The 24,906-nt window shown below is 61.6% G+C and carries 22 protein-coding genes; 2 read left to right on the forward strand and 20 right to left on the reverse strand.

Annotation, left to right across the window (positions count from 1 at the left end; translation table 11 throughout):
• Positions 1 to 18 precede the first annotated feature (18 nt).
• The 20 genes from AB4N33_RS09850 to pstS form a co-directional block, all read right to left on the reverse strand.
• On the reverse strand, positions 19 to 1,257 hold the full coding sequence (locus tag AB4N33_RS09850; protein ID WP_476457158.1) for an MFS transporter: 1,239 nt from the start codon (positions 1,255 to 1,257) through the stop codon (positions 19 to 21).
• A 400-nt stretch (positions 1,258 to 1,657) separates the two neighbouring features.
• The gene (locus tag AB4N33_RS09855; protein WP_476457159.1) at positions 1,658 to 3,085 is read right to left on the reverse strand and encodes an aldehyde dehydrogenase family protein; all 1,428 of its coding nucleotides are present in this window, start codon (positions 3,083 to 3,085) and stop codon (positions 1,658 to 1,660) included.
• A 56-nt stretch (positions 3,086 to 3,141) separates the two neighbouring features.
• A complete protein-coding gene (locus AB4N33_RS09860) occupies positions 3,142 to 4,641 on the reverse strand; it encodes a CoA-acylating methylmalonate-semialdehyde dehydrogenase (RefSeq protein ID WP_476457160.1) in 1,500 nt (499 codons plus the stop codon).
• 42 nt (positions 4,642 to 4,683) lie between these two features.
• Complete coding sequence (locus tag AB4N33_RS09865) at positions 4,684 to 5,043, reverse strand: RidA family protein (RefSeq protein ID WP_476457161.1); 360 nt, start codon at positions 5,041 to 5,043, stop codon at positions 4,684 to 4,686.
• Between the two features lie 29 nt (positions 5,044 to 5,072).
• Positions 5,073 to 6,107, reverse strand: coding sequence for a zinc-dependent alcohol dehydrogenase (locus tag AB4N33_RS09870; protein ID WP_476457162.1), 1,035 nt, complete (start codon positions 6,105 to 6,107; stop codon positions 5,073 to 5,075).
• Between the two features lie 104 nt (positions 6,108 to 6,211).
• Entirely contained in the window at positions 6,212 to 7,003 is a 792-nt protein-coding gene (locus tag AB4N33_RS09875) for an IclR family transcriptional regulator (RefSeq protein ID WP_460126115.1), read from the reverse strand.
• A 96-nt stretch (positions 7,004 to 7,099) separates the two neighbouring features.
• The gene (locus AB4N33_RS09880; protein ID WP_476457163.1) at positions 7,100 to 8,269 is read right to left on the reverse strand and encodes an NAD(P)/FAD-dependent oxidoreductase; all 1,170 of its coding nucleotides are present in this window, start codon (positions 8,267 to 8,269) and stop codon (positions 7,100 to 7,102) included.
• A complete protein-coding gene (locus AB4N33_RS09885; protein WP_476457164.1) occupies positions 8,266 to 9,747 on the reverse strand; it encodes a 2Fe-2S iron-sulfur cluster-binding protein in 1,482 nt (493 codons plus the stop codon). Before AB4N33_RS09885 ends, AB4N33_RS09880 begins: the two co-directional genes overlap by 4 nt.
• On the reverse strand, positions 9,744 to 10,559 hold the full coding sequence (locus AB4N33_RS09890; protein WP_476457165.1) for an ABC transporter permease: 816 nt from the start codon (positions 10,557 to 10,559) through the stop codon (positions 9,744 to 9,746). Before AB4N33_RS09890 ends, AB4N33_RS09885 begins: the two co-directional genes overlap by 4 nt.
• 4 nt (positions 10,560 to 10,563) lie before the next feature.
• Positions 10,564 to 11,445 (reverse strand): ABC transporter permease, encoded by an 882-nt coding sequence (locus AB4N33_RS09895; RefSeq protein WP_460126123.1) that lies wholly within the window; start codon positions 11,443 to 11,445, stop codon positions 10,564 to 10,566.
• Positions 11,442 to 12,524: an ABC transporter ATP-binding protein gene (locus AB4N33_RS09900; RefSeq protein WP_460126125.1), complete on the reverse strand. Its 1,083-nt coding sequence runs from the start codon at positions 12,522 to 12,524 to the stop codon at positions 11,442 to 11,444. The genes AB4N33_RS09895 and AB4N33_RS09900 overlap by 4 nt, the downstream gene beginning before the upstream one ends.
• A 94-nt stretch (positions 12,525 to 12,618) precedes the next feature.
• On the reverse strand, positions 12,619 to 13,653 hold the full coding sequence (locus tag AB4N33_RS09905) for an ABC transporter substrate-binding protein (RefSeq protein WP_460126127.1): 1,035 nt from the start codon (positions 13,651 to 13,653) through the stop codon (positions 12,619 to 12,621).
• Positions 13,654 to 13,667: 14 nt separating this feature from the next.
• The gene (locus AB4N33_RS09910; RefSeq protein WP_460126129.1) at positions 13,668 to 14,699 is read right to left on the reverse strand and encodes an ABC transporter substrate-binding protein; all 1,032 of its coding nucleotides are present in this window, start codon (positions 14,697 to 14,699) and stop codon (positions 13,668 to 13,670) included.
• A 152-nt stretch (positions 14,700 to 14,851) separates the two neighbouring features.
• Positions 14,852 to 16,150 carry an NAD(P)/FAD-dependent oxidoreductase gene (locus AB4N33_RS09915; protein WP_476457166.1) on the reverse strand — a complete coding sequence of 433 codons (1,299 nt, stop codon included), beginning with the start codon at positions 16,148 to 16,150 and terminating at the stop codon, positions 14,852 to 14,854.
• Between the two features lie 438 nt (positions 16,151 to 16,588).
• On the reverse strand, positions 16,589 to 17,140 hold the full coding sequence (locus AB4N33_RS09920; protein ID WP_460126734.1) for a hypothetical protein: 552 nt from the start codon (positions 17,138 to 17,140) through the stop codon (positions 16,589 to 16,591).
• A gap of 77 nt (positions 17,141 to 17,217) precedes the next feature.
• Positions 17,218 to 17,916, reverse strand: a complete 699-nt coding sequence (locus tag AB4N33_RS09925; protein WP_476457167.1) for a hypothetical protein — start codon at positions 17,914 to 17,916, stop codon at positions 17,218 to 17,220.
• Positions 17,916 to 18,677, reverse strand: a complete 762-nt coding sequence (gene pstB, locus AB4N33_RS09930; RefSeq protein WP_368554561.1) for a phosphate ABC transporter ATP-binding protein PstB — start codon at positions 18,675 to 18,677, stop codon at positions 17,916 to 17,918. Before pstB ends, AB4N33_RS09925 begins: the two co-directional genes overlap by 1 nt.
• A 76-nt stretch (positions 18,678 to 18,753) precedes the next feature.
• Entirely contained in the window at positions 18,754 to 19,647 is an 894-nt protein-coding gene (gene pstA, locus AB4N33_RS09935; RefSeq protein WP_460126736.1) for a phosphate ABC transporter permease PstA, read from the reverse strand.
• Positions 19,647 to 20,612, reverse strand: a complete 966-nt coding sequence (gene pstC, locus AB4N33_RS09940) for a phosphate ABC transporter permease subunit PstC (RefSeq protein WP_460142051.1) — start codon at positions 20,610 to 20,612, stop codon at positions 19,647 to 19,649. The genes pstA and pstC overlap by 1 nt, the downstream gene beginning before the upstream one ends.
• Before the next feature lie 75 nt (positions 20,613 to 20,687).
• Positions 20,688 to 21,719 carry a phosphate ABC transporter substrate-binding protein PstS gene (gene pstS / locus AB4N33_RS09945; protein ID WP_476457168.1) on the reverse strand — a complete coding sequence of 344 codons (1,032 nt, stop codon included), beginning with the start codon at positions 21,717 to 21,719 and terminating at the stop codon, positions 20,688 to 20,690.
• Positions 21,720 to 21,951: 232 nt separating this feature from the next.
• Between pstS and AB4N33_RS09950 the strand changes: the two genes are divergently transcribed.
• Together AB4N33_RS09950 and atzF are read left to right on the forward strand one after the other, a co-directional pair.
• Entirely contained in the window at positions 21,952 to 22,332 is a 381-nt protein-coding gene (locus AB4N33_RS09950) for an NUDIX hydrolase (RefSeq protein ID WP_476458804.1), read from the forward strand.
• Between the two features lie 745 nt (positions 22,333 to 23,077).
• A complete protein-coding gene (gene atzF, locus AB4N33_RS09955; RefSeq protein WP_476457169.1) occupies positions 23,078 to 24,877 on the forward strand; it encodes an allophanate hydrolase in 1,800 nt (599 codons plus the stop codon).
• Positions 24,878 to 24,906: the final 29 nt, after the last annotated feature.

Genomic DNA, 24,906 nt, shown 5'->3' on the forward strand with positions numbered 1-24,906 from the left:
ACATCTGTAGGAGCGAATTTATTCGCGATGGTCGTCAACGATAACACTGGAAACCAGACACTGCGCCGTCTCCCTCTCACCGCCAACCCTCGTCGCCCAAACCAGCACCGCCCCCCCCAACACCACCGCCAGCAGCGTCAGAAACAACACCACCCCCTGCACCCCCAGCGTCGTCGCCAACAACGCCACCAGCAAACCGGCCAACGGCTGCGAAAGGTTATTGAGCAACGTAATCACCCCAACCGTCTTGCCGAAATCCTGTGTAGGAATCACGCGCTGACGAATCGTGCGCATATAGACGTTGAACATCTTGTCGAAGCCAACGATCAGCAGGAAGCCCGCCATATATAAGCCAAGGCTCGGACTCAGCGCACAGATCAAGCCGCCTGCGGCGATCATCAAGTACCCGACGCTGCCCATGAGCCTCAGGGGCAGCGCCACTCGGGCGAGAAAGAACAGAATGACGATGGTCACCCCGGCGCCGGCCGCCTGGAGTCCGGCGTAGCCGTCCTTGCCCGCGCTGAACTGGCCGATCACCATGGCGGCCGAGGTGGCCAGGGTGCCCCCGATGATCAGGTTGACGCCGACGGCCAGGGTAATGATCTTTTTCAGTTCCTTGCGCTCGCCAATATGCCCAAAGGCGATACGCAGCGGTTGCACCCAGATGTCCTGATGCTGCTCGAACACCTCCAGCGTGATACCGCTGAATCGTTGCCAAACCCGCATGCCCAGGTCGGCCAACAGGAACAACACGGCGACCCACGCCACCACCCAGTGCCACGCCCAGAGTTCCAGCAACAGCGCCGCCAGCAGCGGCCCGAGCACCAGCCCGGTCTGGTCGGCGATCTGTGAGTAGGACAAGGTCTTGGTGTAGCTGTAGTGCTGGAAGATATGCGGCATCAACACTTCACGGGCCATGATGCCCTGGGTCGTCAGTACCCCGCACAGTGCCGACAGGACCACCAGCCAGGCGATGCCGCCAAATACCAGGTACAAGACCACTGCCACCGCACACAGCAAAGCGCGATAGACCTGGCTGATGTACAGAATCCGGGTGGGCGCGAATTTGTCGCACAATGCCCCGCAGACCGGGAACGCAAGAAAGCGCGGAAGCGACTCGGCAAAAAACGCCAGCCCTGCCCAGGACGCGCTTTGCGTGGTCTGGAACACCACCAGCGGCACGATGAACAGCAGGATCTGGTCGGCCAGCCTCGACAGGAACAGTGAAGTAAAAAATGCCAGGTAATCCTTGCGCATGGTGACGTCCTGTCGGTGGCGATTAAATGGCTGGTCAGAGAACCCAAGGTCGTCGTCATACGATACCGTAATACCCCTTCCATCAGTACGACTCACACCATGGCCCTTCCCCCACGTCATTTATTCGCGCATGTCAGGAAATCCGACAATTATCGGCCGGGCTGCCTGATACCCCGCAGTGGTTGTGAATCCATCGCGAGCATGCTCGCTCCTACAGGGGCACCACAGGACCTGTAGGAGCGAATTTATTCGCGATGGAGGTCAACGATGACGCGGGCCGTCTGATGCCGCGCGATGGCCGGGAGACCATCGCGAGCAGGGACACCACCAGGCCTGTAGGAGCGAATTCATTCGCGATGGGGGTCAACGATCACACGGGAAGCCTGTCACCCCCGCCCAATCAATTCCCCCAACCCACTACGCCCTTGATTTCCAGGAAGTCGTGGATCCCCCAGCCCGCATACTCACGGCCATTACCCGACTGCTTATAACCACCAAACGGGGCAAAGGTGTCCCAGCTCGGATAGTTCAGGTACACCGAACCCGCCCGCATGCGCCCGGCAACGGCGCGGGCTTTTTCGAGGTCCCGGGACTGCACGTAGGCCGCCAGGCCGTAGACCGTGTCGTTGGCGATTTCGATGGCCTGTTCCAGCGTTTCATAGGGCATGATCGACAGCACGGGGCCGAAGATTTCTTCGCGAGCGATGGTCATCTGCGGCGTGACGTGGCCAAACACGGTCGGCCGCACGTAGTAGCCCTTGTCCAACCCCGCAGGTCGTTCCAGGCCGCCGGCCACCAGCGTGGCGCCCTCTTCGATCCCGGTGGCGATCAGCCCCTGGATCTTGTTGAACTGTGCTTCGCTGATCACCGGACCCAGGTTGGTTTTTTCGTCCAGCGGGCTGCCGGTGACCAGTTGCTCGGCGGTCTCTTTGGCGATCTCCAGCGCGCGGGCATGCAGCGCGGCCGGTACCAGCATGCGGGTCGGTGCGTCGCAGGATTGCCCCGAGTTGGAGAAACAGCCCTGCACGCCCTTGGCCACCGCCACGTCGAGGTCGGCGTCCTCAAGCAGGATGTTGGCTGACTTGCCGCCCAGCTCCTGGGCCACGCGCTTGACGGTATCCGCCGCAGTCTTGGCGACGATGATGCCGGCGCGGGTCGAGCCGGTGAAAGACACCATGTCCACGTTCGGGTGGCTCGCCATGTGCTGGCCCACATCGGGTCCGGTGCCGTTGAGCAGGTTGAATACGCCTGCCGGCACGCCTGCTTCATGGAGGATCTCGGCAAAGATGATGCCGGTCAGCGGCGCGATTTCGCTGGGTTTTAGCACCACGGTGCAGCCGGCGGCAATGGCCGGGGCCACCTTGCAGACGATCTGGTTCAGCGGCCAGTTCCACGGCGTGATCAGGGCGCACACGCCAATGGCTTCGCGCACGACATGGGTGGTGCCGTGCTGTTCGCTGAACGGGAAGTTTTCCAGGGCGCTAATGGTTGACTCGAGGTGCGCGCGGCCACTCCAGATCTGCGCATCACGGGCGAAATGCAGCGGTGCGCCCATTTCCTGGCTGACGGCCTTGACCAGATCCTCGTAGCGCAGGTTGTACACCCGCAGGATTTCCTTGAGCAAGGCCAGGCGTTCGGCAACCGATTTACCCGAGAACGCCGGGAAGGCCCGGGCGGCAGCCACTACCGCCTTGTCGACATCCCGGCTATCACCCACGGCGATTTTGATAAAGGCCTGTTCGGTGGAAGGATCGATCACATCCAGGGTATTGCCGGACTCGGCAGCTACCCACTGGCCGTCGATGTAAAACTTCAGTGCATTGTTCATGTTTGTCTCCACGATAAGTCGAAAGCCGCGTGAGAGCCCCACGCGGCAGGCGCCACTTAAGCGTTGCTGGGGAAGGCGAACTGCGCGGCTTCATGGCTGGCACGGCGTGGCCAGCGCTGGGTAATGGCTTTCTTGCGGGTATAAAAACGCACGCCGTCGGGGCCGTAGGCATGCAGGTCCCCGAACAGCGAACGCTTCCAGCCACCAAAGCTGTGGTAGCTGACCGGCACCGGCAACGGTACGTTGACGCCGACCATGCCCACTTCAATCTCGTCGCAGAACAAGCGCGCCGCCTCACCGTCGCGGGTGAAGATGCAGGTGCCGTTGCCGTATTCGTGGTCGTTGATCAACTTCATCGCCGCTTCCAGGCTCGGCACGCGGACGATGCACAACACCGGGCCGAAAATCTCGTCGGTGTAGATGCTCATCTGCGCGGTCACCCGGTCGAACAGCGTGCCCCCGACGAAAAAGCCGTTTTCATGGCCGGTAACCACCAGGTCGCGACCGTCCACCAGCAGCGTGGCGCCCTGGGCCACACCGGCGTCGATGTAGCCCTTGACCTTGTCCCGCGCAGCGCCGGTCACCAGCGGTCCCATGTCCAGGCCGCACGATGTGCCCGCCCCGATCTTCAAGCCCCTCACCTGCGGCACCAGTTTTGCCACCAAGGCATCGGCAATCGCATCGCCTACGCAGACCGCCACGGACAACGCCATGCAGCGCTCACCGCACGAGCCATAGGCCGCCCCCATCAGCGCACCGACGGCATTATCGAGGTCGGCGTCGGGCATCAGCACCGCGTGGTTTTTCGCCCCGCCGAGGGCCTGCACGCGCTTGCCGCGCTTGGTGCCTTCACTGTAGATGTATTCGGCGATGGGTGTGGAGCCGACAAAGCTCAGTGCCTTGACGTGCGGCGATTCAATCAGGCCATCGACCGCTTCCTTGTCGCCATGCACCACGCTCATGACCCCGGCCGGCAGGCCGGCTTCGATCAGCAGTTCAGCGATGCGCAGGGTGGAACTGGGGTCGCGCTCGGAAGGCTTGAGGATGAAACAGTTGCCGCAGACGATGGCCAGCGGATACATCCACAGCGGCACCATGGCGGGGAAGTTGAACGGCGTGATGCCGGCTACCACCCCCACCGGTTGCAGGTCGGTCCAGGCGTCGATGTGCGGGCCGACATTGCGGCTGTAGTCACCCTTGAGCAGCTCCGGTGCGCCACAGGCGAACTCCACGTTTTCGATGCCGCGCTTGAGTTCGCCGGCCGCGTCTTCCAGGGTCTTGCCGTGCTCTTCGCTGATCATCGCGGCAATGACAGCTTCGTTTTGCTCCAGCAATTGCTTGAAGCGGTACATGACCTGCGCGCGTTTGGCCGGCGGCGTGTTGCGCCACGCCGGGAACGCGGCTTTCGCGGCATCGATGGCTTGCTGCAAAGTGGCCGCATCGGCCAGCGCTACTTGCTTGATCACCGCGCCCGTGGACGGGTTGTAGACATCCGCGGTGCGCCCGGTGCCCTGGACCCGCACGCCGTTGATGAGATGAGGAACGATACTGCTCATACATATTCTCCGATGCCGAAAGTCGGCTGTTCAACCGGCCGATCAGGCCTTGACCGCTGCCTGCAGGGCGATTTCCACGAGGATGTTGTCCGCCGCCATGTTGGCTTCAACGGTAGCCCGGGCTGGCAATGCGTCCTGCGGGATCCACTCACGCCATACGGCGTTCATGGCGGCAAAATCCTGCACGGCATGCTTGAGCCAGATCTGCGTGAACAGGATGTGCGATTTGTCGGAGCCTGCCTCGGCCAGCAGCGCATCGATCCGCGCCAGCACCTGGGCAGTCTGCCCGGCGATATCCTGGGTACGGTCAGCGGGCACCTGGCCGGTGATGTAGACGATACCGTTGTGCACCAGCGCGTGGCTGAGCAGACCTGGGTTGGGTTGAAGGCGAGTGATGGTCATACGTAATTCCTATTGGGAAAGTGAAGGGGTCAGGCAATTTTCAGCACGGTGCGGCCGACCAACTGGCCCTGGCGCATGCGTGCAAAGATGTCGTTGATGTCTTCCAGGCGCTCGAGGTTGACCTGCGCCTTGACCTGGCCACGGGCGGCGAAGGCCACCGCGTCGTTCAGGTCCTGGCGCGTGCCGATGTTGGAACCGGTGATCGACAGCTCCCAGCCGCTGATGCTGGAAATCGAGGCGCGCACGGTATCGGCATCGCCACCGGGCAAGCCGATGAAGACCGCCGTGCCGCCGGGGCGCAGCATCTTCACTGACTGTTCGAAGGCCGCATTGGCAGTGGCCGTGACCAGCACGGCATGGACGCCACCCAGGATCTGCTGCTTGAGGGTTTCCACCGGATTGTCGAGGGCGTTCACCAAGCACTCGGCGCCATAGCTGCGCGCCAGTTCCAGCTTGTCGGCGGACACATCGATGGCCGCCACCCGCAGCCCCATGGCGATGGCGTACTGCACCGCCACATGGCCCAGACCGCCGATACCCATGACCGCCACCCACTGCCCTGGTCGGGCACGGGAGCGCGTCAGGCCTCGGTACGTGGTGACGCCGGCGCACAGGATCGGCGCCAGGGCGTACAGATCGACGCCCGGTTCGAGGGTGGCGACAAAGGCGGCCGGCGCGACCATGTATTCGGCATACCCGCCCTGCTTGCTGTAACCCGTGGATTCGCGGCGCGCGCAGATGGTTTCCATGCCACCCAGGCAGAACTCGCAGGTGCCACACGCGCTGTACATCCACGGCATGCCAACGGCCGCGCCGAGTGGCGGTTCACTGACGTCCTGGCCGTGGGCAACCACATGCCCGGTGATTTCATGGCCGGGAATTAGAGGCAAAGTGGGCAATGCAGACCAGTCGCCGTCAACGGCATGCAGGTCGCTGTGGCACACGCCACAGGCCGCGATACGAATCAGGATTTCACCGGGCCCCGGCTGCGGGATCGGCACCTGCTCGATCCGCAGCGGTTCACCTACCGCGTGCAGGACAGCAGCTTTCATGGTCTCACTCATCACTCTCTCCTTAAACGTGCGCCCGGATTTCGGGCAATCGCGCACCTATACCGCAGGCCAGGGCCGGCAGCAGGGTGTGCGGGTTAAAGGGTTACCCCGGGGTTTTAGCCCACGGGGCGTAAACTGCGCGTTGCGCTGGAAATGGTCCGTGCGGTGTTGATCACTTTGGGCGCCAGTTGGCTGCGCGCCTCTTCAAGGCTCCAGCGGCTGAACGGTACGGAAATGTTCACGGCACCCAGTGGGTAGCCATCGGCATTGACCACGGCAGCGGCAACACTGATGTCACCCGCAAAGTATTCTTCCTGGGCGTAGGCGTAACCGGCGTTGCGGGCTTCGGCGACCAGCGCGCGCAGTTGGTCCAGCTCGGTGACGGTGCTGGCGGTGTAGCCCTGGCGCTCGGAGGCCACCAGGATCGCGTCCGACTCGGCTTCGGGCAGCGCGGCCAGGTACGCACGCCCGGCCGAGGTGCAGTACATCGGCAGATGCCGGCCCAGCGGCATGTGAATGGCGATCTGTTTGTGGCTGGGAAAGCGAGCCACATAGAGCATGTCCAGTCCGCAGGGCTCAAGCAGGTTGCAGCTTTCCTCGACATTGCGGTTGAGTTCATGCAGGTACGGATTTGCGCGCTCGATCAGCTCGCTGGTCTGCAGATAACCGGTGCCCAGATCCAGCGACTTGGGCGCCAGGCGAAAACGCTTGGTCACCGGCTCCTTGTAGAGATAGCCCAGCGCCTCAAGGGTGAAGGCAGAACGCTGCACAGTGCTTTTGTTCAGCCCCGTGTGCTCGGCCAGCTCGACCAGGCTCATGCTCGGCCGCCCGGCTCGGAACGCCGTCAGGATGGCGAGCCCCTTCGACAAAGCAGTGATGAAAAGTGGTGAGTCTTCCAGGGAGCTCATGGATTTTTCCTTATTCTGCCGCATCGGCATACGCATCACGGTGCGTTTGGGGTTGTGCTGGTTCAAGGGTCCGTATGGTACCCGTTTTTTTGCAAGTCATTCGAAATGACTCAACACGATGCCAGGCTCTACGACTGGCTGGTTTCGCTCGAATCGGTCCACGGCGAACGGGCGCATACGCTCGTCCACCTGCCCGCTGACAATGGCCTTGGCCAACAGTTCGCCGGCAGCCGGGGCGCCCGCGTGGCCATAACACCAGCCCGCACTGACGAACAAACCCGGCAACGCATGATGGGCCCCCAACAGCGGCCCGAAATCCTTGGAGATATGCACCAAACCCGCCCACTGACGCAAGATCCGCGCATGCCCCAACTGCGGGAACATCTCCAGGTACGCCCGAGCGGTGGCAGCCATCACCGGCACGTCGGCATTGAGGGTGTGTTGCGGGCGCTCAGCCACTTCGGCGCCACCCACCACTTCTCCACGAGCAGTCTGGTGCATGTAGCAAAGCCGATCCAGCAACGCCACGGCGGGTCCGATCAAGGGCCGCGTGGGTTCCAGCGCCATGGCTTCCAGGCGCATCGGATAGCCATCCAGCGGCACCCCGGCCATCTGCGCCAGGGCATTGCTCTCGGCGCCCCCGGCCAGCACCAGGGTGTCGCTGGCAATGCGCTGGTCGCCGACGCGTACCCCGCCAATGCGCCCGGCGCTCTGATCAATGGCGGTGACGGGCGTGCGGTAGTGAATGCTCACCCCCCTCGCCTCGCACGCCTGGCGATAGGCATGCATGGCCGCGTGGTGCGGCGCCACGCCACTGTCGGGCAGGTGCAGCGCCGCGCTCACCCGCCCATGAGCCAGGGCCGGCAGCACCTCGCGCAACTGACCGGGTGTCAGCAGGCTGGAGTGGATACCGCATTCCTTGTGCACGGCCAGCGTGCGGTCGAGCAGTTCGGCCGTGGCGCTGCGCTCGCCCACCATGGTGTAGCCCCGGCGCGAATACATGACGTTTTGGCCCAGGCGTTTGGACAAGCCCTGCCACAATTCGCAGGAATGAGCGAAGAAACGCGTCCATTCAGGCGAGCTGAACGCGCCACGAATCAGCGTGCCGTTGCGCCCCGAGGCACCGCCCTGCCAGTAACCGGCGTCTAGCACGAGAATGTCGCGCATACCCAGCTCCGACAGATTGAACGCCAGCGACAGGCCCTGAATCCCCGCGCCGACAATAATGATCGATGCCTTGGCAGGCAAAGGTTTAAGTGCATTCATTGCAAAGGCTCAACGACATCGGCCAGGCCGGCGGCCTGAGCAACGCTCAGGGCTCGGCGTGGCGGGCGCAGCGTCGGCCTGGCTAACAGCTCCAGGGCGATGCCGCTTCGGGCACTGACCAGTGCGCGCAGTGAATCCCAGCAGGGTTGCCCCTGACAAGGGCCCATGCCGCAGGAGGTCAGGCGTTTGATCACTTCCAGGTCGGTGATGCCCTGCTCGATCAACGCCTGCACTTCATGGCTGGACACGTCGAAGCAGGGGCACAACAAGGCGTGATGAGACGAGGGCGTCGCCACCGGCAAGGGCTGATCGTGCTCGCTGGCAGACCCCACCACCTGCCAACGGCAAGGGCGTTGTTCGCGTAACTGCAGCAAGCCTTCGGCGCGGCTCTGGAAGGTCAGGCTGGCTTCTGCCAGCCACGGCCCGGAATGCACCAGCGCGTCGCAGGCAATACGCTCGGCGAAGTACGCCGCGTTGACCCGGCTGCGCCCCGCCACCCGGCGCAAATCGCCTACCGGCCGCGCCGCGACCACATTCACGCCCAACTGGCGCAGGCGGCTGGCCAATGCCTCCTGGTCGCCATTGCCGACCACGACCACCCGCTCGCCCGGTGCCACCGCCTGCTCGCTGGCCATGATCAGCGCGGTGCGCGCCTCTATCACCCCCGGCAGCCACATACCGGGGATCACCAGCGGGCATGGACGGCGTCCGGTGGCCAGGACAATTGTCTCGGCCTCCAGCGCCAAGGCACCCTGGCGCGGGTCGTGGGGCGCGCCTAACAGCAATTCGCCTTCGCGGTAGGCACCAAACACCTCGACGCCCGTGACCAGCGTCACCCGCTCATCCAAGGCTGGCCGTGCCTGGCCGGCTGCGTGGGTGTAACGCGCCAGGCCATGGCCACGGGTGACCAGCACCACATCCAGCCCTTGCGCTGCCGCCTCGTTGGCCGCCGCACACCCGGCAGGCCCGCCACCGATCACCAGGCGGTCGGCACTCAAACGGCGCGCTGGCGGTACCGCCACCTCCCCGGTAGAGGTGGCCGGCTTGGCCGACCCTGCAAGAAACGCCAGTATCGCTTCCCAGCGCTGAAACAACGCCGTGCCGCTGGGCACCAGGTTGGTGTGTTCGAAACCGCCCTGAATCCAGCTCGACGGAATCAACCGCGACAGGCGCAACACATCGAACGCCGGACTCGGCCAGCAGTTCTGCATCTCGACCCGCACCCCGGCCGCCACCGGGAACAGATCCAGGCGTACGTTAGGCACCCCGTCCACCCGCGCAAGCACCCCGCTCACGTAATTGCCCGAGTAGCCCAACGGACGGTGGGATTTTCGCGTCCAGGCCAACACCTTGATGCCGTTGGCCAGCAACGCCGTAGCCAGGCTTTCGCCTTGACGCCCTTGCACCGGGCGACCGTTCCAGAAGAACTCGATCACTTCGCTGCTGGCATGCCCGAGCCGCAGGTTGATGCGACTCATGCCGCCGCCCTCTTCGCTTTGCGCTGGGCCATGATGCTGATGCACAGCATGGTAATCGACAGCAGCGTCATCAACGTCGCCACCACTGCGATGAGCGGATCGATTTCCGAGCGCAGCGAGCTGAACATCCGTTTGGTCAGGGTGGAGCTGTCGCCACCACTGATGAACAGCGAGATCACGGCCTCATCCAGGGAAATGGCAAAGGCGAACATGGCGGCGGCGATCACCGAGAAGCGGATCTGCGGCAGCGTCACGTCAAAGAAGGCCCGCAGCCGGGTCGCGCCGAGAATGCATGCGGCTTGTTCCTGGGTCATGTCATAGCTGCGCAGGCCGGCGCTGACGTTGATCACGACATAGGGTAGCGCCAGCAGCGTGTGCGCCAGCACCAGCCCCGGGATGGTGTTGTTCATGTCCATGCGGGCATAGACAAAAAACAGGCCGATGGCGATGAAGATCGTGGGCACGATCATCGGTGCCATCAACAGGCCGCGCAGGACGCCGGACAACCGCGACTGGGTGACGTGCAACGAATACGCCGCTGCCGTGCCCAGTGTGGTGGCCAGCACCATGGTCAGGGTTGCGGTGATCAGCGACACCGCCGTCGCGCTGCGCCACTCCAGGGAGGCGAAGTAGCTGAAGAACGGCTCGAAGCTCAGCGACTTGGGCGGAAAGCTCAGGTAGCGCGCATCGGACAGCGACATGGGAATCACGATCAGCGTCGGCAGCACCAAAAACAGCATGGTCGCCAACACCAGGACGTACAGCCAGGATGCGCGCACGGCATCCATCAGGGATTGTTTGAGTCGGATCATGATTTCACTCGCTGCGCCGGCCGAGGCCCGCGCCCTTCTTGACGATGAACAACATAAGCAAGGTGGTCAGCAACAGCACCACGCCCAACGAAGAAGCGGCACCCCAGTTGGCGTACATGGACACGTCGCTCTCGATCCGCATGGAGATCATCTGCACCTTGCCACCGCCCAACAACGCAGGCGTGACGTAGAAGCCCAGGGTGATCACGAACACCAGCGTGGCGCCGGCCGCCAGCCCCGGCAGCGACAACGGCAGGAACACGTCGCGAAAGGCTCGGGACGGCGACGCACCGAAGGCGGCAGCCGCCTGGTTGTAGATCGGATCGATGCTTTTCATGGCGGCGTACAACGGCAGGATCATGAACGGCAACATGATGTGCACCATGCCGATCACCGTGCCGGTCAGGTTATGCACCAGGGCCAGCGGCGCGTCGGTCAGGCCCAGGCTCATCAGCAAGTCGTTGGCGATACCGCGACGCTGCAGGATGATCAGCCACGCGTAGGTACGCACCAGCAGTGATGTCCACAGCGACACCAAAAGCAGCCCCATGGCCAGGTTGGCGAGCCAGCGCGCGCCCTTGATCATGAAATAGGCATAGGGGTAACCGATCAGCACACAGGCGATGGTGACGATGATGCTGATCTTGAAGGTCTGCACGAACGTCAGCACGTAGATCGGCTCGAGCAGGCGCGTGTAGTTCTCGATCGTCAACTGACCGTTGGCGTCGAACAACGACAACCAGAACAACCAGCCGATCGGCAACACGAACGTCAGCAGCACCAGTAACAACGCAGGCAACCCTGAGCCGAACAGATACCAGCGATGACGCCGCTCTGCGCGTTGCAGCTCACGGGCATTCAATGCGTGCAGTTCGACGACACTCATGGCTCGTTCCCCACCACCAGGGTGTCGTGCGGGTGCAGGCCAAGCACCACGGCCTCGCCACGAGCTGGCAGGCGATTGCTTTCGGAGCTGCGGGTCGGGCGGCGAATGGCAACGGCCATGCCTTCGCCCAGGTCAATCTGCACCAACTGGCTTTCGCCCTGGAAAATCACATCGGTAACGTGGCCGTGCAAGTGATTGTACTCACCAGCCTCGGCCGCGACGAATTGCAGTTTTTCCGGACGGACCACCAGGCTCGGATTTTTCAGCCCCTCCACCGCGCTGCCGGTTTTGAGTGTGCGCCCCTGGAACTGGAGCAGCCCCGCGTGCTGTGTCACCGGCAGGCAGGACGACTCACCGACGAACTCGGCGATGAACCGGTTGGCAGGACGCTCATAAAGGTTCACCGGCGTATCGATCTGACGAATCTTGCCCTTACTCATCACCGCGATGCGGTCGGACATGGTCAAGGCTTCGCGCTGGTCGTGTGTCACGTAGACCACTGTCATACCCAGGCGCTCATGCAGGCGGCGCAATTCCAGTTGCATGGTTTCGCGCAGGCGTTTGTCGAGGGCCGAGAGGGGCTCGTCCATCAACAGAATCTTAGGCTCGAACACAATGGCCCGGGCCAGGGCAATACGCTGGCGCTGACCGCCCGACATTTCGTTGATATTGCGCTCAATCAGGTGATCGAGTTCCACCGTGGCCAGCGCCTGTTCCACTCGCTGGCGGATTTCAGCCCGCCCGTAACCCCGCAGCTTCAACGGGTATGCGACGTTCTGAAAGACGTTCATATGGGGAAACAGCGCGTAACTCTGGAACATCATGCCGACATCGCGCTTGTGCGGCGGCTCGAAGATCATTTCCCGACCACCAAAGCGGATGCTGCCGGCATCAGGACGAACGAAACCGGCGAGCGCCATCAACAGCGTGGTCTTGCCCGAACCCGAGGAGCCGAGCAGAGACAGGAACTCGCCACTCTTGATCGAGAGCGATACATCATCCAACGCAGCAAAACTGTCGTAGGTCTTGGTCAGGTTCTCGATGTCGATGGACATCGAAAGTTTAAGGTCTTCGGACATACTCACACTCGGCACAAACGGGCGACTCGAGCCCTTTTTATAGAGGGAGAAGCGCCCGGGGCGCCCCTCCTCACTGTTCGGTTGGCAGCAACGGTCAGTGGGCCAGAAACAGCGCGAACCGCTGACGCACCGCTTCCTGGTTCTTCACCCACCACTCGGGTGACACCGACACCACCTTGTTGATGTTCTGCGGTGAGGTGGGCAAACGCGCCGCCAGTTCCGCAGTGATCGCGGCCTGTTCGTACGCCTTGGCATTGACCGGAGAATAAGGAATCAACGTCGCCAGCATCGCTTGGCTCTCGGGCTTCATGATCTGGGCTATCAGCTTCATTGCCAGATCCTTGTTCGCGGCGCCCTTGGGAACGATCAGGCAGTCGTGGCTCAACAACGCACCATCAAAACTGTAATCGACTTTTTCGCCACTGTTTTTTACATCGTTGACCCGGCCATTCCAGATCGCCAGAAAATCGACCTCACGGCTTCGCAACAACTGCGCCGAATCCGCCCCTGCCCCCCACCAATTGACCACTTGAGGCTTGATGCGATCAAGCACCTTGATCGCACGTTCCACATCCAATGGATACAGGTCTTTCGGTGCAACGCCGTCCCCGAGCAACGCCGCTTCCATGGTCAGCCAGGGCTGACGGTACAACGCTCGGGCACCCTTCACCTGAGGATCGAAAAACTGCTGCCAGTTCTTCGCCACCGGTGCACCCGTGTCATCGGCCCACGCCACGACGGTGGCGTAGGCGTGACTGGCGATCCAGTGACTGCTGACCACACTCTTGTCGACATGCGTTGCATCGATGACGGAGTAATCCAGCGGTTCCACCAGGCCTTCCTGCTGGGCCTGGGCGCACTCGGTGCTGCCCAGTTCCACCACATCCCACTTCGGCCGGCCCGACATGACCTGGGCACGCACCGCCGCCAGGCCATCCATGTTGTCTTCCTTGATCGTCACGCCCAGTGCCTTGGCGGCGGGTTCAAGGTAAGCCTTGCGCTCTGCGTCCTGCAATGCCCCACCCCAGCCCGAAAATGTCAGGCTATCGGCCAGCGCCGCACAGCTTCCCACCATAGCCAGTGATGCAACGACCGCCGTGTTGAGCAATTTCTTGTTGAAACCGAACATACCCATCGCCTCCGTCAATTCTGGATGAACAAGTCAAAGCGACGTTGAACTTCGGCCTGGTGTGCCAGCCACCAGACAGGATCAAAGAACACCACTTTGTCGATGTTGGCCGGTGCGGTGGGCAAGGTGGCGGCCATGGCGGCCGGAATGATGTTGGTGTCGTAAGCCTTGACGTTGATCGGCGGGTTTGGAATCAGGGTCACCAGGGTCGCTTGGCTTTCCGGTTTCATGATGTGCGCCACCAGCTTCATCGCCAGTTCCTTGTTGGGCGCGCCCTTGGGCACAACCACGCAGTCATAGTCGAGCAGTGCATGGTCGTAGGTGTAGTCGACGGCTTCACCGGATTTTTTCAGCTCATCAACACGCGAAGCCCAGATGGCCAGGGCGTCCACCTCTCGACTACGCAACAATTGCGCGGAATCCGTGCCGCTGCGCCACCAATTGACCACCTGTGGTTTGATGCGCTCCAGCACTTTGAAAGCGCGGTCGATATCAAGTGGGTAAAGGGCTTTGGGCGACACGCCGTCGGCGATAAGCGCCAGTTCCAGCGTTGTGTAAGGCTGGCGGTACATGGCGCGGGACGCTTTTACCTCGGGGTCGAAAAATGCTTTCCAGGTCTTCGGCGTATTGTTGCCGGCGTCATTGGCCCAGGCCAGCACGGTGGAGTAGGCATTGCTGGCGATCCAGTTCTTGCCATAGAAATTTGCGGCCACTCCCTCGGTGCTGATCACCGAATAATCAAGGGGCTCGGTCAGGCCCTGCTCCTGGGCAAGTACGCAGTCATTGGAAGCCAGTTCGACCACATCCCACTTCGGCTTACCCGACATCACCTGGGCACGCACTGCTGCCAGGCCGTCCATGTTGTCTTCCTGGATCTTGATACCCAGGGCGGCTTCAGCGGGCTTGAGGTAGGCCTTGCGTTCGGCGTCTTGTAGCGCCCCTCCCCAGCCGGCGAACGTAACGGTACCTGCGGCTTGCACATGGGCCACAGTGCACAGAGAGAGAGCCAGCGCGACGCCGGCCGTGCGCTTTTTGATTGAATGCATTTTCAACTCCTGAGTTTATTTTAATTAGACAGTTGAATCGAACGCGGGGCGACTTCGCCCGAACCACTCTTCTTATAATCACGGAGGCACCACGCTGCCCCTCTTGTTCCAGCCTCTACCGCAACACTGCTTTACAACTCGATGCCAATGACTTATTTGGAATCCTTGAAGCGATACCATGCGTAGGTCATACGCTGCCCCACCCGCAGAAACGGCTGGAACGGAAAACGCTTGGGAACCTGGTGCAGGAAGTCAATCTCGGTGGGCTGCCTGGCACCTGTCAGCATTTGCGCCAGACGTTTGCCGGCCTGCACCGAAAACGACACGCCGCTGCCGGCGTAACCGCCACCGGCATACACGTTATCCAGCCCCGGTACCCTGCAAATGAAGGGCAGCGAGTTCTCGCTGACCGCGACCCAGCCACCCCAGTTGTAATCAACTTGAATGCCTTCCAGCACCGGGAACTTGCGGCACAGGGCGTCATGCAGATTTTGTCGGTGACGTGGATTTTCGGCCTCACGCCCGGTGATGGCGCTGCGACCGCCAAACAGAATGCGATCATCCGGCAAGCGACGGTAATACGAGAGCAGGTTGCGGGTATCGAACATGCATTCGCTGCCCGGCAGGCTGCTCCGTTTCTCTTCCAGAGTCAGGGGCCGGGTCACGATGATCTGCGAATGCACCGGCAACACGCGCCCGGCGGTGGCCTTGTTCAACGCTGGCGAGGTGTAACCATTGGTGGCCACCACGACCTTGCGAGCGGTGACTACGCCATTGGGGGTCACCAGGCGATGAACGCCGTTCTCGCTGTGCCACTCCACCACTGGAGAAGACGTGTGAACCCTTGCCCCCGCTTTGCGGGCCATGCGGTGCAGACCCCACGCCAGCTTGAGCGGATGCATGGAAAAGCCATCTGGCATGTACAACGCGCCGAATGATTCGGCCCCGCTGTGCACGGCCTGCACCTGGCTGTCGCTGACGAACTTGGCGCGGTAGTTCAGCACGTCGTTGTACAGGCTGACCTCGTGCCTGAGAGCATCGACGTGCGCCGCGTTACTTGCCACCTTGTAAACGCCATCCGGTTGCGGATCGCAGTCGATCTCCCCATCGCGGATCAACCCCCGAACAGTGTTGAGCCCGGCGGACATTTCATCGAAATAGGCCTTGGCCGTGATCGCGCCGTAGCGCTTGATCAGTTGCGACAGCGGCACACGCCCACCGGAAATACGCGCGAAGCTGCCGTTGCGACCGCTGCAACCCCAGGCCACCTGATTCGCCTCCAGCACCAACGCGCTGATCCCATGCTCTCGAGCCAGATGCAGCGCGCAACTGAGGCCGGTGTAGCCAGCTCCGATGATGGCCACCTCGACATCGACGGCCCCCGAAAGCGGGCCATCGTCGTCCGGAGCGGCACCCGCTGTATCAACCCAATAAGAGGGTGAATGCGGCATTCCGACGCCTGGGGTAGCACTGACAAGAGGATCGTACAATTTACACTCCGTATCGCTGTGCGATTTATGCATATCACTTAATTGATATACTCGAACGGATATTGATTCATGTCAATCAAATTGAAGACTGGAATCATTAGGAATGTGTAAGGCCTGATGTCACGCGGTGTTCGGGAGACCATCGAAGGCAAGCCCGCTCCCACAGCGTTATCACCCAACCTGTAGGAGCAAATTCATTTGCGATGGGCGTTAACGATGACGCGGGAAGCCTGATGCCCCGTGGGGCTTGGGAGACCATCGCGAGCGTGCTCGCTCCTACAGAGGCAGCGCCGTCCCTGTAGGAGCGAATTCATTCGCGATGGAGGTCAACGATGACGCGGGAGATCTGATGCCCCGCAGTGGCCGGGACAGCATTGCGAGCAGGCTCGCGCCCACAAGTCAGGAGGAGTAAACGCCTGCGCCCTGCCCAACCGGCGCCTTGAATCGATGCGGCTGCTGCCAGGCCAGTTGCGCCTGCACATCCGCAACGGCGTCCAGCACGCGCTGCGCCCAACGGGGGTCATCGGGTTGCACCACGACCACGCGGAAGCCGTGGTCCTGGCCTTCGACCTTCACGCCTTCGGAATCATCGACGTGTAAATCGATATCGAACAGTCGCGGCAGTTTCGATGGAGTGATCGAAAGCCCGTGGGATTTGAGCGCCTCGTCGTGGCGAACGCTGTTGACCACGCCGTCGACATGAATACCGTAGAGCATCAGCCAACGGCGGATGTAGCTCGGCGTGCGCCCGGACGAGGTGTACACCCAGACACTGCAATCCTGGCGACGCAGTTCACGGATCAGTTCGCGGGTGCCCTGGCGCAACGGTTCGCCCAGCCAGCGGTGAATGGATTGGGGCAACAGGTTCGGCTCCGCCTCGCTGTGGTGCGGCAGGCACGCCAGGGTGTCGTCGATATCGAAGGAAATGCGCACACGACGGCACTCGACCATCGGCACGTAACTGCGGGTGATCTGCCACGCCTGATTCACGGCAAACCGGCATTTCTCGAATGTCGAAACGCTATTCATCACGCGCCCCCCTGGTAGGCAGGCAGTTTTCGCTCGTACACGAAAAATTTCTGTGGATCCGGTGATTGATCTTCCAGGAAAGCGGCATATTTTTTCTTGATCTTGGGCAACTCATACAGGGATTTCACGCCATGTTTGGCTGAGTTGCGGATGACGGATGACGGGTTGAAATAACCCTTGGCGTTGTCCAGCGTGAGTACGAACGGCGGCTGGCCCGCCCGCATCAACAGGTAACTGACGATCAGCGAGCCACTGCGGTGATTGCCTTCGATGAACAGTTGCGGCTTGCTCAGGACCCGCACGTACACCCCGGCCGCTCGCTTCCACACCGATTCGCTGCGGTACGCGCAGTACCAGTTGAAGAGGTCCTTGATGCCGCCTTCGACGTTATTGAAGAAGTGCGCCTCGGTCGCCGCCAGGTGCTGCGCAAACTCGATCCGGCGATCCGGGTCTTTGCCGCACAGCACGGTCGCGTTGATTTCCAGCATCAGGTTCAGGTTTTGCAGGTGGAACAGGTCGACATCATTGGCAACGTAGTCGTCGATCAACGCATAACCCGCCAGCACGTTGTTCAGCACTTCGTCGGTGAACGGGTCACGCGGCTCGGTAAACTGCATGCTGAGCTCGGAAAAACGGCCCTGCACTTCACGCAGGGCCGCCTCGATCGCGGGCAAATCAAGACGACGTTTGGCAAACATCAGCTGAATTTACCGCTGATGTAGTCGCTGGTCATTTGCTCGCGCGGGTTGTCGAAGATCTGTGTGGTCGGGCCCATTTCCACCAGATAACCGGTACGCGTGCCCTGGGAAATGTCCACCGAGAAGAAGGCCGTGGTGTCGGCGACACGGATGGCCTGCTGCATGTTGTGGGTCACCAGGGCGATGGTGTAATCCTTCTTCAGCTCCACCATCAGCTCTTCGACGCGACGGGTAGCGATCGGGTCGAGTGCCGAGCAGGGCTCGTCGAGCAACAGCACTTCCGGCTCGGTGGCGATGGCGCGGGCGATGCACAGACGTTGCTGCTGACCGCCGGACAGCGACAGGCCGCTGACCTTGAGCTTGTCCTTAACCTCATCCCACAACGCGGCGCCTTGCAGGGCGTGCTTGACGCGGTCACCGATGTCGCCCTTGTAGCGGTTCAGGCGCAGGCCAAAGGCGACGTTGTCGAAGATGCTCATCGAGAACGGGTTCGGTTGTTGGAATACCATGCCGATGTAACGGCGCACGACCACCGGGTCAACGCCCTTGCCGTAGACGTCCTGGCCGAGGAAATGCACGTGGCCTTCGAAACGGAAGCCTCGCACCAGGTCGTTCATGCGGTTGAGGCTGCGCAGCACGGTACTTTTGCCACAGCCCGAAGGACCGATGAAACCGGTGATCTTGTTTTTTTCGATCGGCACATGGCTGTCGCGCACGGCCATGAAGTTACCGTAGAAAATCTTGTCGAGCTTGCAGTCCATGACCACGGGGGCCTGGGTTTCGAACGGAGCAGCTTTTGGCGCGGATAATACGGTCATAATTCAGTTGCTCCGATTCTCAATACTTTGGCTTGCCGAAGATACGGCTGACGACGTTCACGACCAGAACGATCATTACCAGCACCAGCGAAGCCGCCCAGGCGAGTTCGAGCTGGTTGTCAAACGGCATGCCGGAGAAGTTGTAAATCAGCACGGCCAGCGATGCGGTCGGGTTCATCACCGCAAGGCTGCCGTCATGAATGATCCAGTAGTTGCTGAACAGCGCGGTGAACAACAGCGGTGCGGTCTCGCCAGCGGCACGTGCCACGGCCAGCATCACACCGGTGAGGATCGCCGGCATACCGGTCGGAAGGATGATTTTCCAGATCACTTGTGAGCGGGTGCAGCCCATGCCGTAGGCAGCGTCCTTCATGATCTTGGGCACCATCTTCATCGACTCTTCAGCGGTCAGCACGACGATGGGCAACATCAGCACCGCCAGCGCTATCCCACCGGCAGGCGCCGAGTAGGTACCGGTCGTCATCACCACGATGGCGTAGGCGAACACACCCGCCAGGATCGACGGCAGGCCGGTGAGCATCTTGGCGGCGAAACGCGCGGCGTTGGCCAGCTTGCTTTCCGGGCCCAGCTCGGCCAGGAACACGGCGGCCATGATGCCAACCGGCACCGCGATGGCGGCGGCGATGCCGACCATGACGAAGGTACCGGCCATGGCGTTACCGAAACCACCACCGGTCTCGAAACCGGTGGGCGGCAGTTCGGTGAAGACTTCCAGGCTCAGGCGAGCCCCACCCTTGGTGATCAGCATGTACAGCACTGACAGCAGTGGTACGCTGGCCAGCAGCGCGCCAAACCATACGAGTGTCGTCAGGACCAGACTGCGCAGCGCACGGCCTTCAAATTTGCGTTGCAGGCTGGGCAGCGCTTCAAGAGGAGTGGTCAGGCTGGTCATCATTTACTACCCCGCTGGGCGTACATCATGATCATGGAGCCGATGACGTTGACCACCAGGGTGATGAACATCAGCACCAGTGCGGCGTACATCAACACCTCGATCTCGTTCGGCCCCGCTTCCGGGAAGTTCAGCGCCAGCAAGGCCGCCAGGGTATTGGCCGGGGCGAACAGCGACAGGGAAATGTTGTTGGCGTTACCCACCAGCATCGCCAGCGCCATGGTTTCACCCAGTGCGCGGCCAAGGCCCAGCACCAGGGAACCGAAGATGCCGGTGGCGGCGGATGGCACCATTACCTTGAGAATCGCTTCCCAGTGGGTCGTACCCATGCCGTAGGCGGCCTGTTTGGTTTTCATCGGGACGGCCGTCAGCGCGTCCTGCGATACCGCCGCGATCGTCGGCAGAATCATGATGGCCAGTACCAGGGCGGCGGGTAACAAACCCGGACCGCTCAGGGACGTGCCGAAAAAGGGGATCCAGCCAAGCTCAGTGTGCAACCACGTCGTCAACGGCCGAATAGCCGGGATGACCACGTAAATTCCCCAAAGACCGTAGACGACGCTGGGGATGGCTGCGAGCAATTCGACGATGGTGCGAAAAACGGCTGCAAGCTGGGCGGGCAGGAAATCCTGAGTCAGGAAAATCGCCATGCTAACGCCGAAAAAGCCTGCAATGACCAGCGCAATCAGGGCGCTGTAGAGCGTGCCCCAAATGGCCGGCAGAATGCCGTACTTGCCTTGGTTAACGTCCCAGACACTGCCAAACAGGACATCCAGTCCGTGCTTTTCCATACCAGGAAGCGCCTTGACGCCGACTTCATAGACCAGAGCAAACACCACGGCCAGGATCAACACCACGCCGATACGCGCGAGCGCACGGAAGGTCCGGTCAACCAGAAAATCCTTCGCGGAAGGCGGTTTGCAGGCAGAGTCCGAATTGACCGGTACGACAAAAGGCTTGTTCATGGAGTGATTCCGGAACAGTGAGGGAAACTCCTCCGACGGGGCTGACAGCCCACGCCGGAAGAAGCCACGCAGGTGTTACTGGATGTTGGCGGAAGCCTTGCGAACCTGATCGACAACCGATGGCGGCAGCGGGATGTAGCCCATCGAGTCGGCGATTTTCTGACCTTCGGTCAGGCCGTACTCGACCATCTCACGCATGGCCTTGGCTTTTTCAGGGCTTTCGTTTTTCTTGCGGAAGATCATCCAGGTGTAGGAAGTGATCGGGTAGGACTTGGCGCCATCCGGATCAGGCAACCAGGCCACCAGGGATTCCGGCATCTTCACTGCCGCCAGTGCTTCGGCACCGCTTTCGGCGTTTGGCACGACGTATTGGCCGGCCTTGTTCTGCAGTACGGCGAAGTCGACCTTGGCCAGTTTGGCAAAGCCGTACTCGATGTAGCCGATGGCGCCCGGGGTCTGGCGTACGGTGGCGGTCACGCCATCGTTTTTCGGCGATTTGATGAATTTGTCACTGGCTGGCCAGTTGACGGTGTTGCCTTCACCCAGGTCCTTGTTGAACGTAGGGTTGATGGCAGCCAAGTGCTTGGTGAACACAGCAGTAGTGCCGCTGGAGTCTGCGCGCACGACAACGGTGATCGGCATGTCAGGCAGTTTCAGGTCCGGGTTGGCAGCAGCGATCTGCTTGTCGTTCCAGTTTCTGATCTTGCCCAGGAAGATGTTCGAGTAAACCTCGCGCGGCAGCTTCACGCCTTTAGGGCTGCCTGGCAGGTTGTACGCCAGCACGATCTCGCCTGCTGTCATTGGCAGCAATTGAGCGCCCTCGGCAACCTTGGCGATGTCTTCGTCCTTCATGGCCGAATCACTGGCGGCGAAATCGACCGTCTTGTTCAGGAAGTCCTGTACACCTGCCCCGCTCCCCTTGGACTGGTAGTCCACGGTGACGCCTTCGGTTTTCTTGCTGAAGTCCTTGAACCAGGTCAGGTAGATCGGAGCCGGGAAGCTGGCACCGGAACCAGTCAGGCGTACGCTTTCCGCAGCGAAAGACACTGAGGTGGCGCACAGAGAAACCGTAACGGCCAGCGCAGCAGACTTAAACAAACTCTTCATCAAAGGAACTCCATGTGTTTTACGGGGCTACGGCACTCTGAACGTTAATTGTTAAAGGTTTATGACAAAGGCATGGCAAACGGCCTGATGTGCGATTTTTCGGACAAGCAATGAGGCGATTAACGGCGCGCCACGGTCATCCAATCGACATATTCAATCCCTACGCTTGCGTCAGGAGCCGTCACAGGGAAGCTCCGTCCAGCCAACCGATCCGGGAATGCGCATGAAGGCAATGGACACTGCTACGGCAAAGAGAAAGGGAATCAAACTACGCGCCACGGTGATTTACCGTAAGGATGGCGAGGTTCTGTTCGTGCGAAAGCGCAACGCCAAGTGGAACCTCCCCGGCGGCACGGTAGAGCGCAACGAGACACCCTTGCAGGCGGCTCGCCGGGAAATGGCCGAGGAAACCGGCCTGTCGTGCGATGAACTGCGCTACATCACCGAGTTTCGTGAGGACAAGGTCATCCATTACCTGTTCGAAGCGACAACGACGACGTCCAAACCTCGTCCGTGCAACGAGATTGACGCCTGTCGCTGGATCAAGGCCAAGGAAGTGTCCAAACGTCGAGTGCGCAACCCGATCAAGGTGCTTCTCAAGCGGTGCGCCTGATCACCGACAACGCTGGGATTGTGCGTCTACTTCAAACAAGTTCGACTGCGAGTGATCGAAGCCCGCCAAGGCCGGAGGTTGGGTGCCATGCTGGGTGATGGTCAAACCAGCAATGGCCGTTGACGGCTGCGGACTTCAAGCACTCATACGGTGGTCTCGGATAGGCCGAGAAGCATACGGCTATTGATTTTCAGCGGGCTGTGGCGCGTTGACGTCATCGTCAGCGAATTGCTCGATTGCCGCAGGCGCGTTGGGATGCATCGAATGTGAACTGGTTCTACCGCTCGCCCGGATGAATCCATCGTCTGCCGCGCTGCTGGCTGGCGTGGCTGGAGCCGGGGTTGTCGAGACTTGCAAAACGCTGGGTTCGGCCTCGGTGCTGATCCTGTTTGGCTTTTTAGGTGGGTCTGCAAGCGCTGTCAGGCAGGCTGCGGTCAGCAGCAATGCGCTCAGGGCGCTCATTAAGGTCGTGCTCATTACGTACGCCTCCTGTGTAGAGTCGCAGGTAAAGTTTGGACCCCGGGGCGAAAAGCACGGCAACAGGTGACCGACGGCGGCTCGATGGGCCTGGGCGCACGCACCACAACCAGACACGGCGAACGCAAACAGTGCAGGGATCTGGTTGAAAAACCCGGCATGCACTTGACAAAAACAACGCAACCTTTTGTTTTAAAAGATATTTAACAAGCTGGCATTCATCTTGCGATCCATCTTTCCAACTTGGATACAAGATGGGATGCACAGCATGTTCGAGACACCGTCGGCCTTCACCCTGGATGACTGGAAACACGCCTATCGCGACAACGCGAAACCGCAGGAGCTGCTGCACGCGGTATTGGACAGTTTGAGTAGCGATGATCCGGCCTGGATCAGCCTCGCCACGCCTGAGCAACTCGACGCACAACTCGCACACCTTCAAATCCTTGTCGACAACGCAAACGGCAATCTCGACGCATTGCCGTTATATGGCGTGCCCTTCGCCATCAAGGACAACATCAACGCCGCGGGCTGGACCACCACCGCCGCGTGCCCCGAATTCGCCTATGTCGCCGAGGCCGACGCGACCGTCGTCACCCGCCTGCGGGCGGCCGGTGCGATCCTGATCGGCAAGACCAACCTCGACCAGTTCGCGACCGGCCTGGTCGGCACCCGCTCACCCTACGGTGCGGTGCCCAACAGTTTCAATCCGGACTACGTCAGCGGCGGCTCCAGCTCCGGCTCGGCCAGCACGGTGGCGCGCGGGCTGGTGGCGTTTTCGCTGGGCACCGACACGGCGGGCTCCGGGCGCGTGCCGGCCGGTTTCAACAACATCGTCGGACTCAAGCCGACCAAGGGCTGGCTGCCCAACACCGGGCTTGTGCCGGCGTGCCGCACGCTCGACTGCATTTCGGTGTTTGCGCTGACCGTGGCCGACGCCCAGGCCGTCGCCACTATCGCCGGTGGCTTCGACGCCGCCGATGCCTACAGTCGCAAGAACCCCAACTGCGCCAAGGTCGGTATGCCGGCCAAGCCGCGCCTGGCCGTACCCGCTGCGCCGGAGTTTTTCGGTGACGAGCAGAACCAGGCAGTCTTCGAGCAGGCGCTGGGCAAACTGCGCGAGCTGGGTGCCGAACTGGTCGAGATCGACTTCTCGCCGTTTCGCGAACTGGCTGAACAGCTCTACTACGGCCCCTGGGTCGCCGAGCGCACCGTGGCGGTGGAAGGGGTCGATCCCGCCCACATCAACCCGGTGGTGCGCGGTGTGGTCGCCGCTGGCGAGAACTACAGTGCCTGCGACGCTTACAAAGCCGAGTACATTCGTGCCGAGCTGAGCAGGACCATCGACCAGGCACTGGCCGGTTTCGACGCGCTGGTGGTGCCGACCTCGCCGACCATTCGCACCCTGGCAGAAATGGCCGTGGAACCGGTGCTGTTCAACAGCCAGTTTGGCACCTACACCAACTTCACCAACCTCGCCGACCTCTCGGCCCTGGCCCTGCCAGCGGGTTTGCGTGCCGATGGTCTACCGGCTGGCATCACCCTGATCGCCCCGGCCTGGCACGACCATGCCCTCGCCGCTTTCGGCCAGCGCTGGCAGCAGGCCCTGAACCTGCCGCTGGGCGCAACCCAACGTGCCCTGCCCGCGCAGCGTGCCAGCGTCCAGGCGCCGGGCAGCGTGCGGGTGGCGGTGGTCGGTGCGCACCTCACCGGCATGCCGCTGAACTTCCAGTTACTGACCCGCGACGCTGTACTGGTCGAGCAAACCACCAGCGCTGCCCACTACCGCCTCTACGCCCTGCCCGGCACCGTGCCACCAAAACCTGGACTGGCCCGTGTTGCCACGGATGGCGCCGAAATCATCGTCGAGCTGTGGGACGTGCCGCAGGCGCGCTTCGGTGAATTTGTCGCGGAGATTCCGCCACCGCTGGGCATCGGCAATCTGGAGCTGGCCGACGGTCGCTGGGTCAAGGGCTTCATCTGCGAACCGTACGTCCTGGAAGGCGCCCGCGACATCACCGGCTTCGGTGGCTGGCGCGCGTTTATCGCCAGCCTGGCGAAGCCGTAAAGCGCGAGATCCGTCGGCGGCCCAGGCCG

Source organism: Pseudomonas sp. S1_E05 (assembly GCF_056337105.1).

What these genes read in the sequence shown, in the direction of transcription:
- pstC (WP_460142051.1), bottom strand. Translation starts at nt 20,612, where the DNA reads ATGAACAAGCCTTTTGTCGTACCGGTCAATTCGGACTCTGCCTGCAAA.
- AB4N33_RS09895 (WP_460126123.1), bottom strand. Translation starts at nt 11,445, where the DNA reads ATGAGTGTCGTCGAACTGCACGCATTGAATGCCCGTGAGCTGCAACGC.
- AB4N33_RS09950 (WP_476458804.1), top strand. Translation starts at nt 21,952, where the DNA reads ATGGACACTGCTACGGCAAAGAGAAAGGGAATCAAACTACGCGCCACG.
- AB4N33_RS09900 (WP_460126125.1), bottom strand. Translation starts at nt 12,524, where the DNA reads ATGTCCGAAGACCTTAAACTTTCGATGTCCATCGACATCGAGAACCTG.
- AB4N33_RS09890 (WP_476457165.1), bottom strand. Translation starts at nt 10,559, where the DNA reads ATGATCCGACTCAAACAATCCCTGATGGATGCCGTGCGCGCATCCTGG.
- pstB (WP_368554561.1), bottom strand. Translation starts at nt 18,677, where the DNA reads ATGGACTGCAAGCTCGACAAGATTTTCTACGGTAACTTCATGGCCGTG.
- AB4N33_RS09885 (WP_476457164.1), bottom strand. Translation starts at nt 9,747, where the DNA reads ATGAGTCGCATCAACCTGCGGCTCGGGCATGCCAGCAGCGAAGTGATC.
- AB4N33_RS09905 (WP_460126127.1), bottom strand. Translation starts at nt 13,653, where the DNA reads ATGTTCGGTTTCAACAAGAAATTGCTCAACACGGCGGTCGTTGCATCA.
- AB4N33_RS09855 (WP_476457159.1), bottom strand. Translation starts at nt 3,085, where the DNA reads ATGAACAATGCACTGAAGTTTTACATCGACGGCCAGTGGGTAGCTGCC.
- AB4N33_RS09915 (WP_476457166.1), bottom strand. Translation starts at nt 16,150, where the DNA reads ATGCCGCATTCACCCTCTTATTGGGTTGATACAGCGGGTGCCGCTCCG.
- AB4N33_RS09910 (WP_460126129.1), bottom strand. Translation starts at nt 14,699, where the DNA reads ATGCATTCAATCAAAAAGCGCACGGCCGGCGTCGCGCTGGCTCTCTCT.
- AB4N33_RS09850 (WP_476457158.1), bottom strand. Translation starts at nt 1,257, where the DNA reads ATGCGCAAGGATTACCTGGCATTTTTTACTTCACTGTTCCTGTCGAGG.
- pstS (WP_476457168.1), bottom strand. Translation starts at nt 21,719, where the DNA reads ATGAAGAGTTTGTTTAAGTCTGCTGCGCTGGCCGTTACGGTTTCTCTG.
- AB4N33_RS09925 (WP_476457167.1), bottom strand. Translation starts at nt 17,916, where the DNA reads ATGTTTGCCAAACGTCGTCTTGATTTGCCCGCGATCGAGGCGGCCCTG.
- AB4N33_RS09875 (WP_460126115.1), bottom strand. Translation starts at nt 7,003, where the DNA reads ATGAGCTCCCTGGAAGACTCACCACTTTTCATCACTGCTTTGTCGAAG.
- AB4N33_RS09880 (WP_476457163.1), bottom strand. Translation starts at nt 8,269, where the DNA reads ATGAATGCACTTAAACCTTTGCCTGCCAAGGCATCGATCATTATTGTC.
- AB4N33_RS09870 (WP_476457162.1), bottom strand. Translation starts at nt 6,107, where the DNA reads ATGAGTGAGACCATGAAAGCTGCTGTCCTGCACGCGGTAGGTGAACCG.
- AB4N33_RS09920 (WP_460126734.1), bottom strand. Translation starts at nt 17,140, where the DNA reads ATGGTCGAGTGCCGTCGTGTGCGCATTTCCTTCGATATCGACGACACC.
- atzF (WP_476457169.1), top strand. Translation starts at nt 23,078, where the DNA reads ATGTTCGAGACACCGTCGGCCTTCACCCTGGATGACTGGAAACACGCC.
- pstA (WP_460126736.1), bottom strand. Translation starts at nt 19,647, where the DNA reads ATGACCAGCCTGACCACTCCTCTTGAAGCGCTGCCCAGCCTGCAACGC.
- AB4N33_RS09865 (WP_476457161.1), bottom strand. Translation starts at nt 5,043, where the DNA reads ATGACCATCACTCGCCTTCAACCCAACCCAGGTCTGCTCAGCCACGCG.
- AB4N33_RS09860 (WP_476457160.1), bottom strand. Translation starts at nt 4,641, where the DNA reads ATGAGCAGTATCGTTCCTCATCTCATCAACGGCGTGCGGGTCCAGGGC.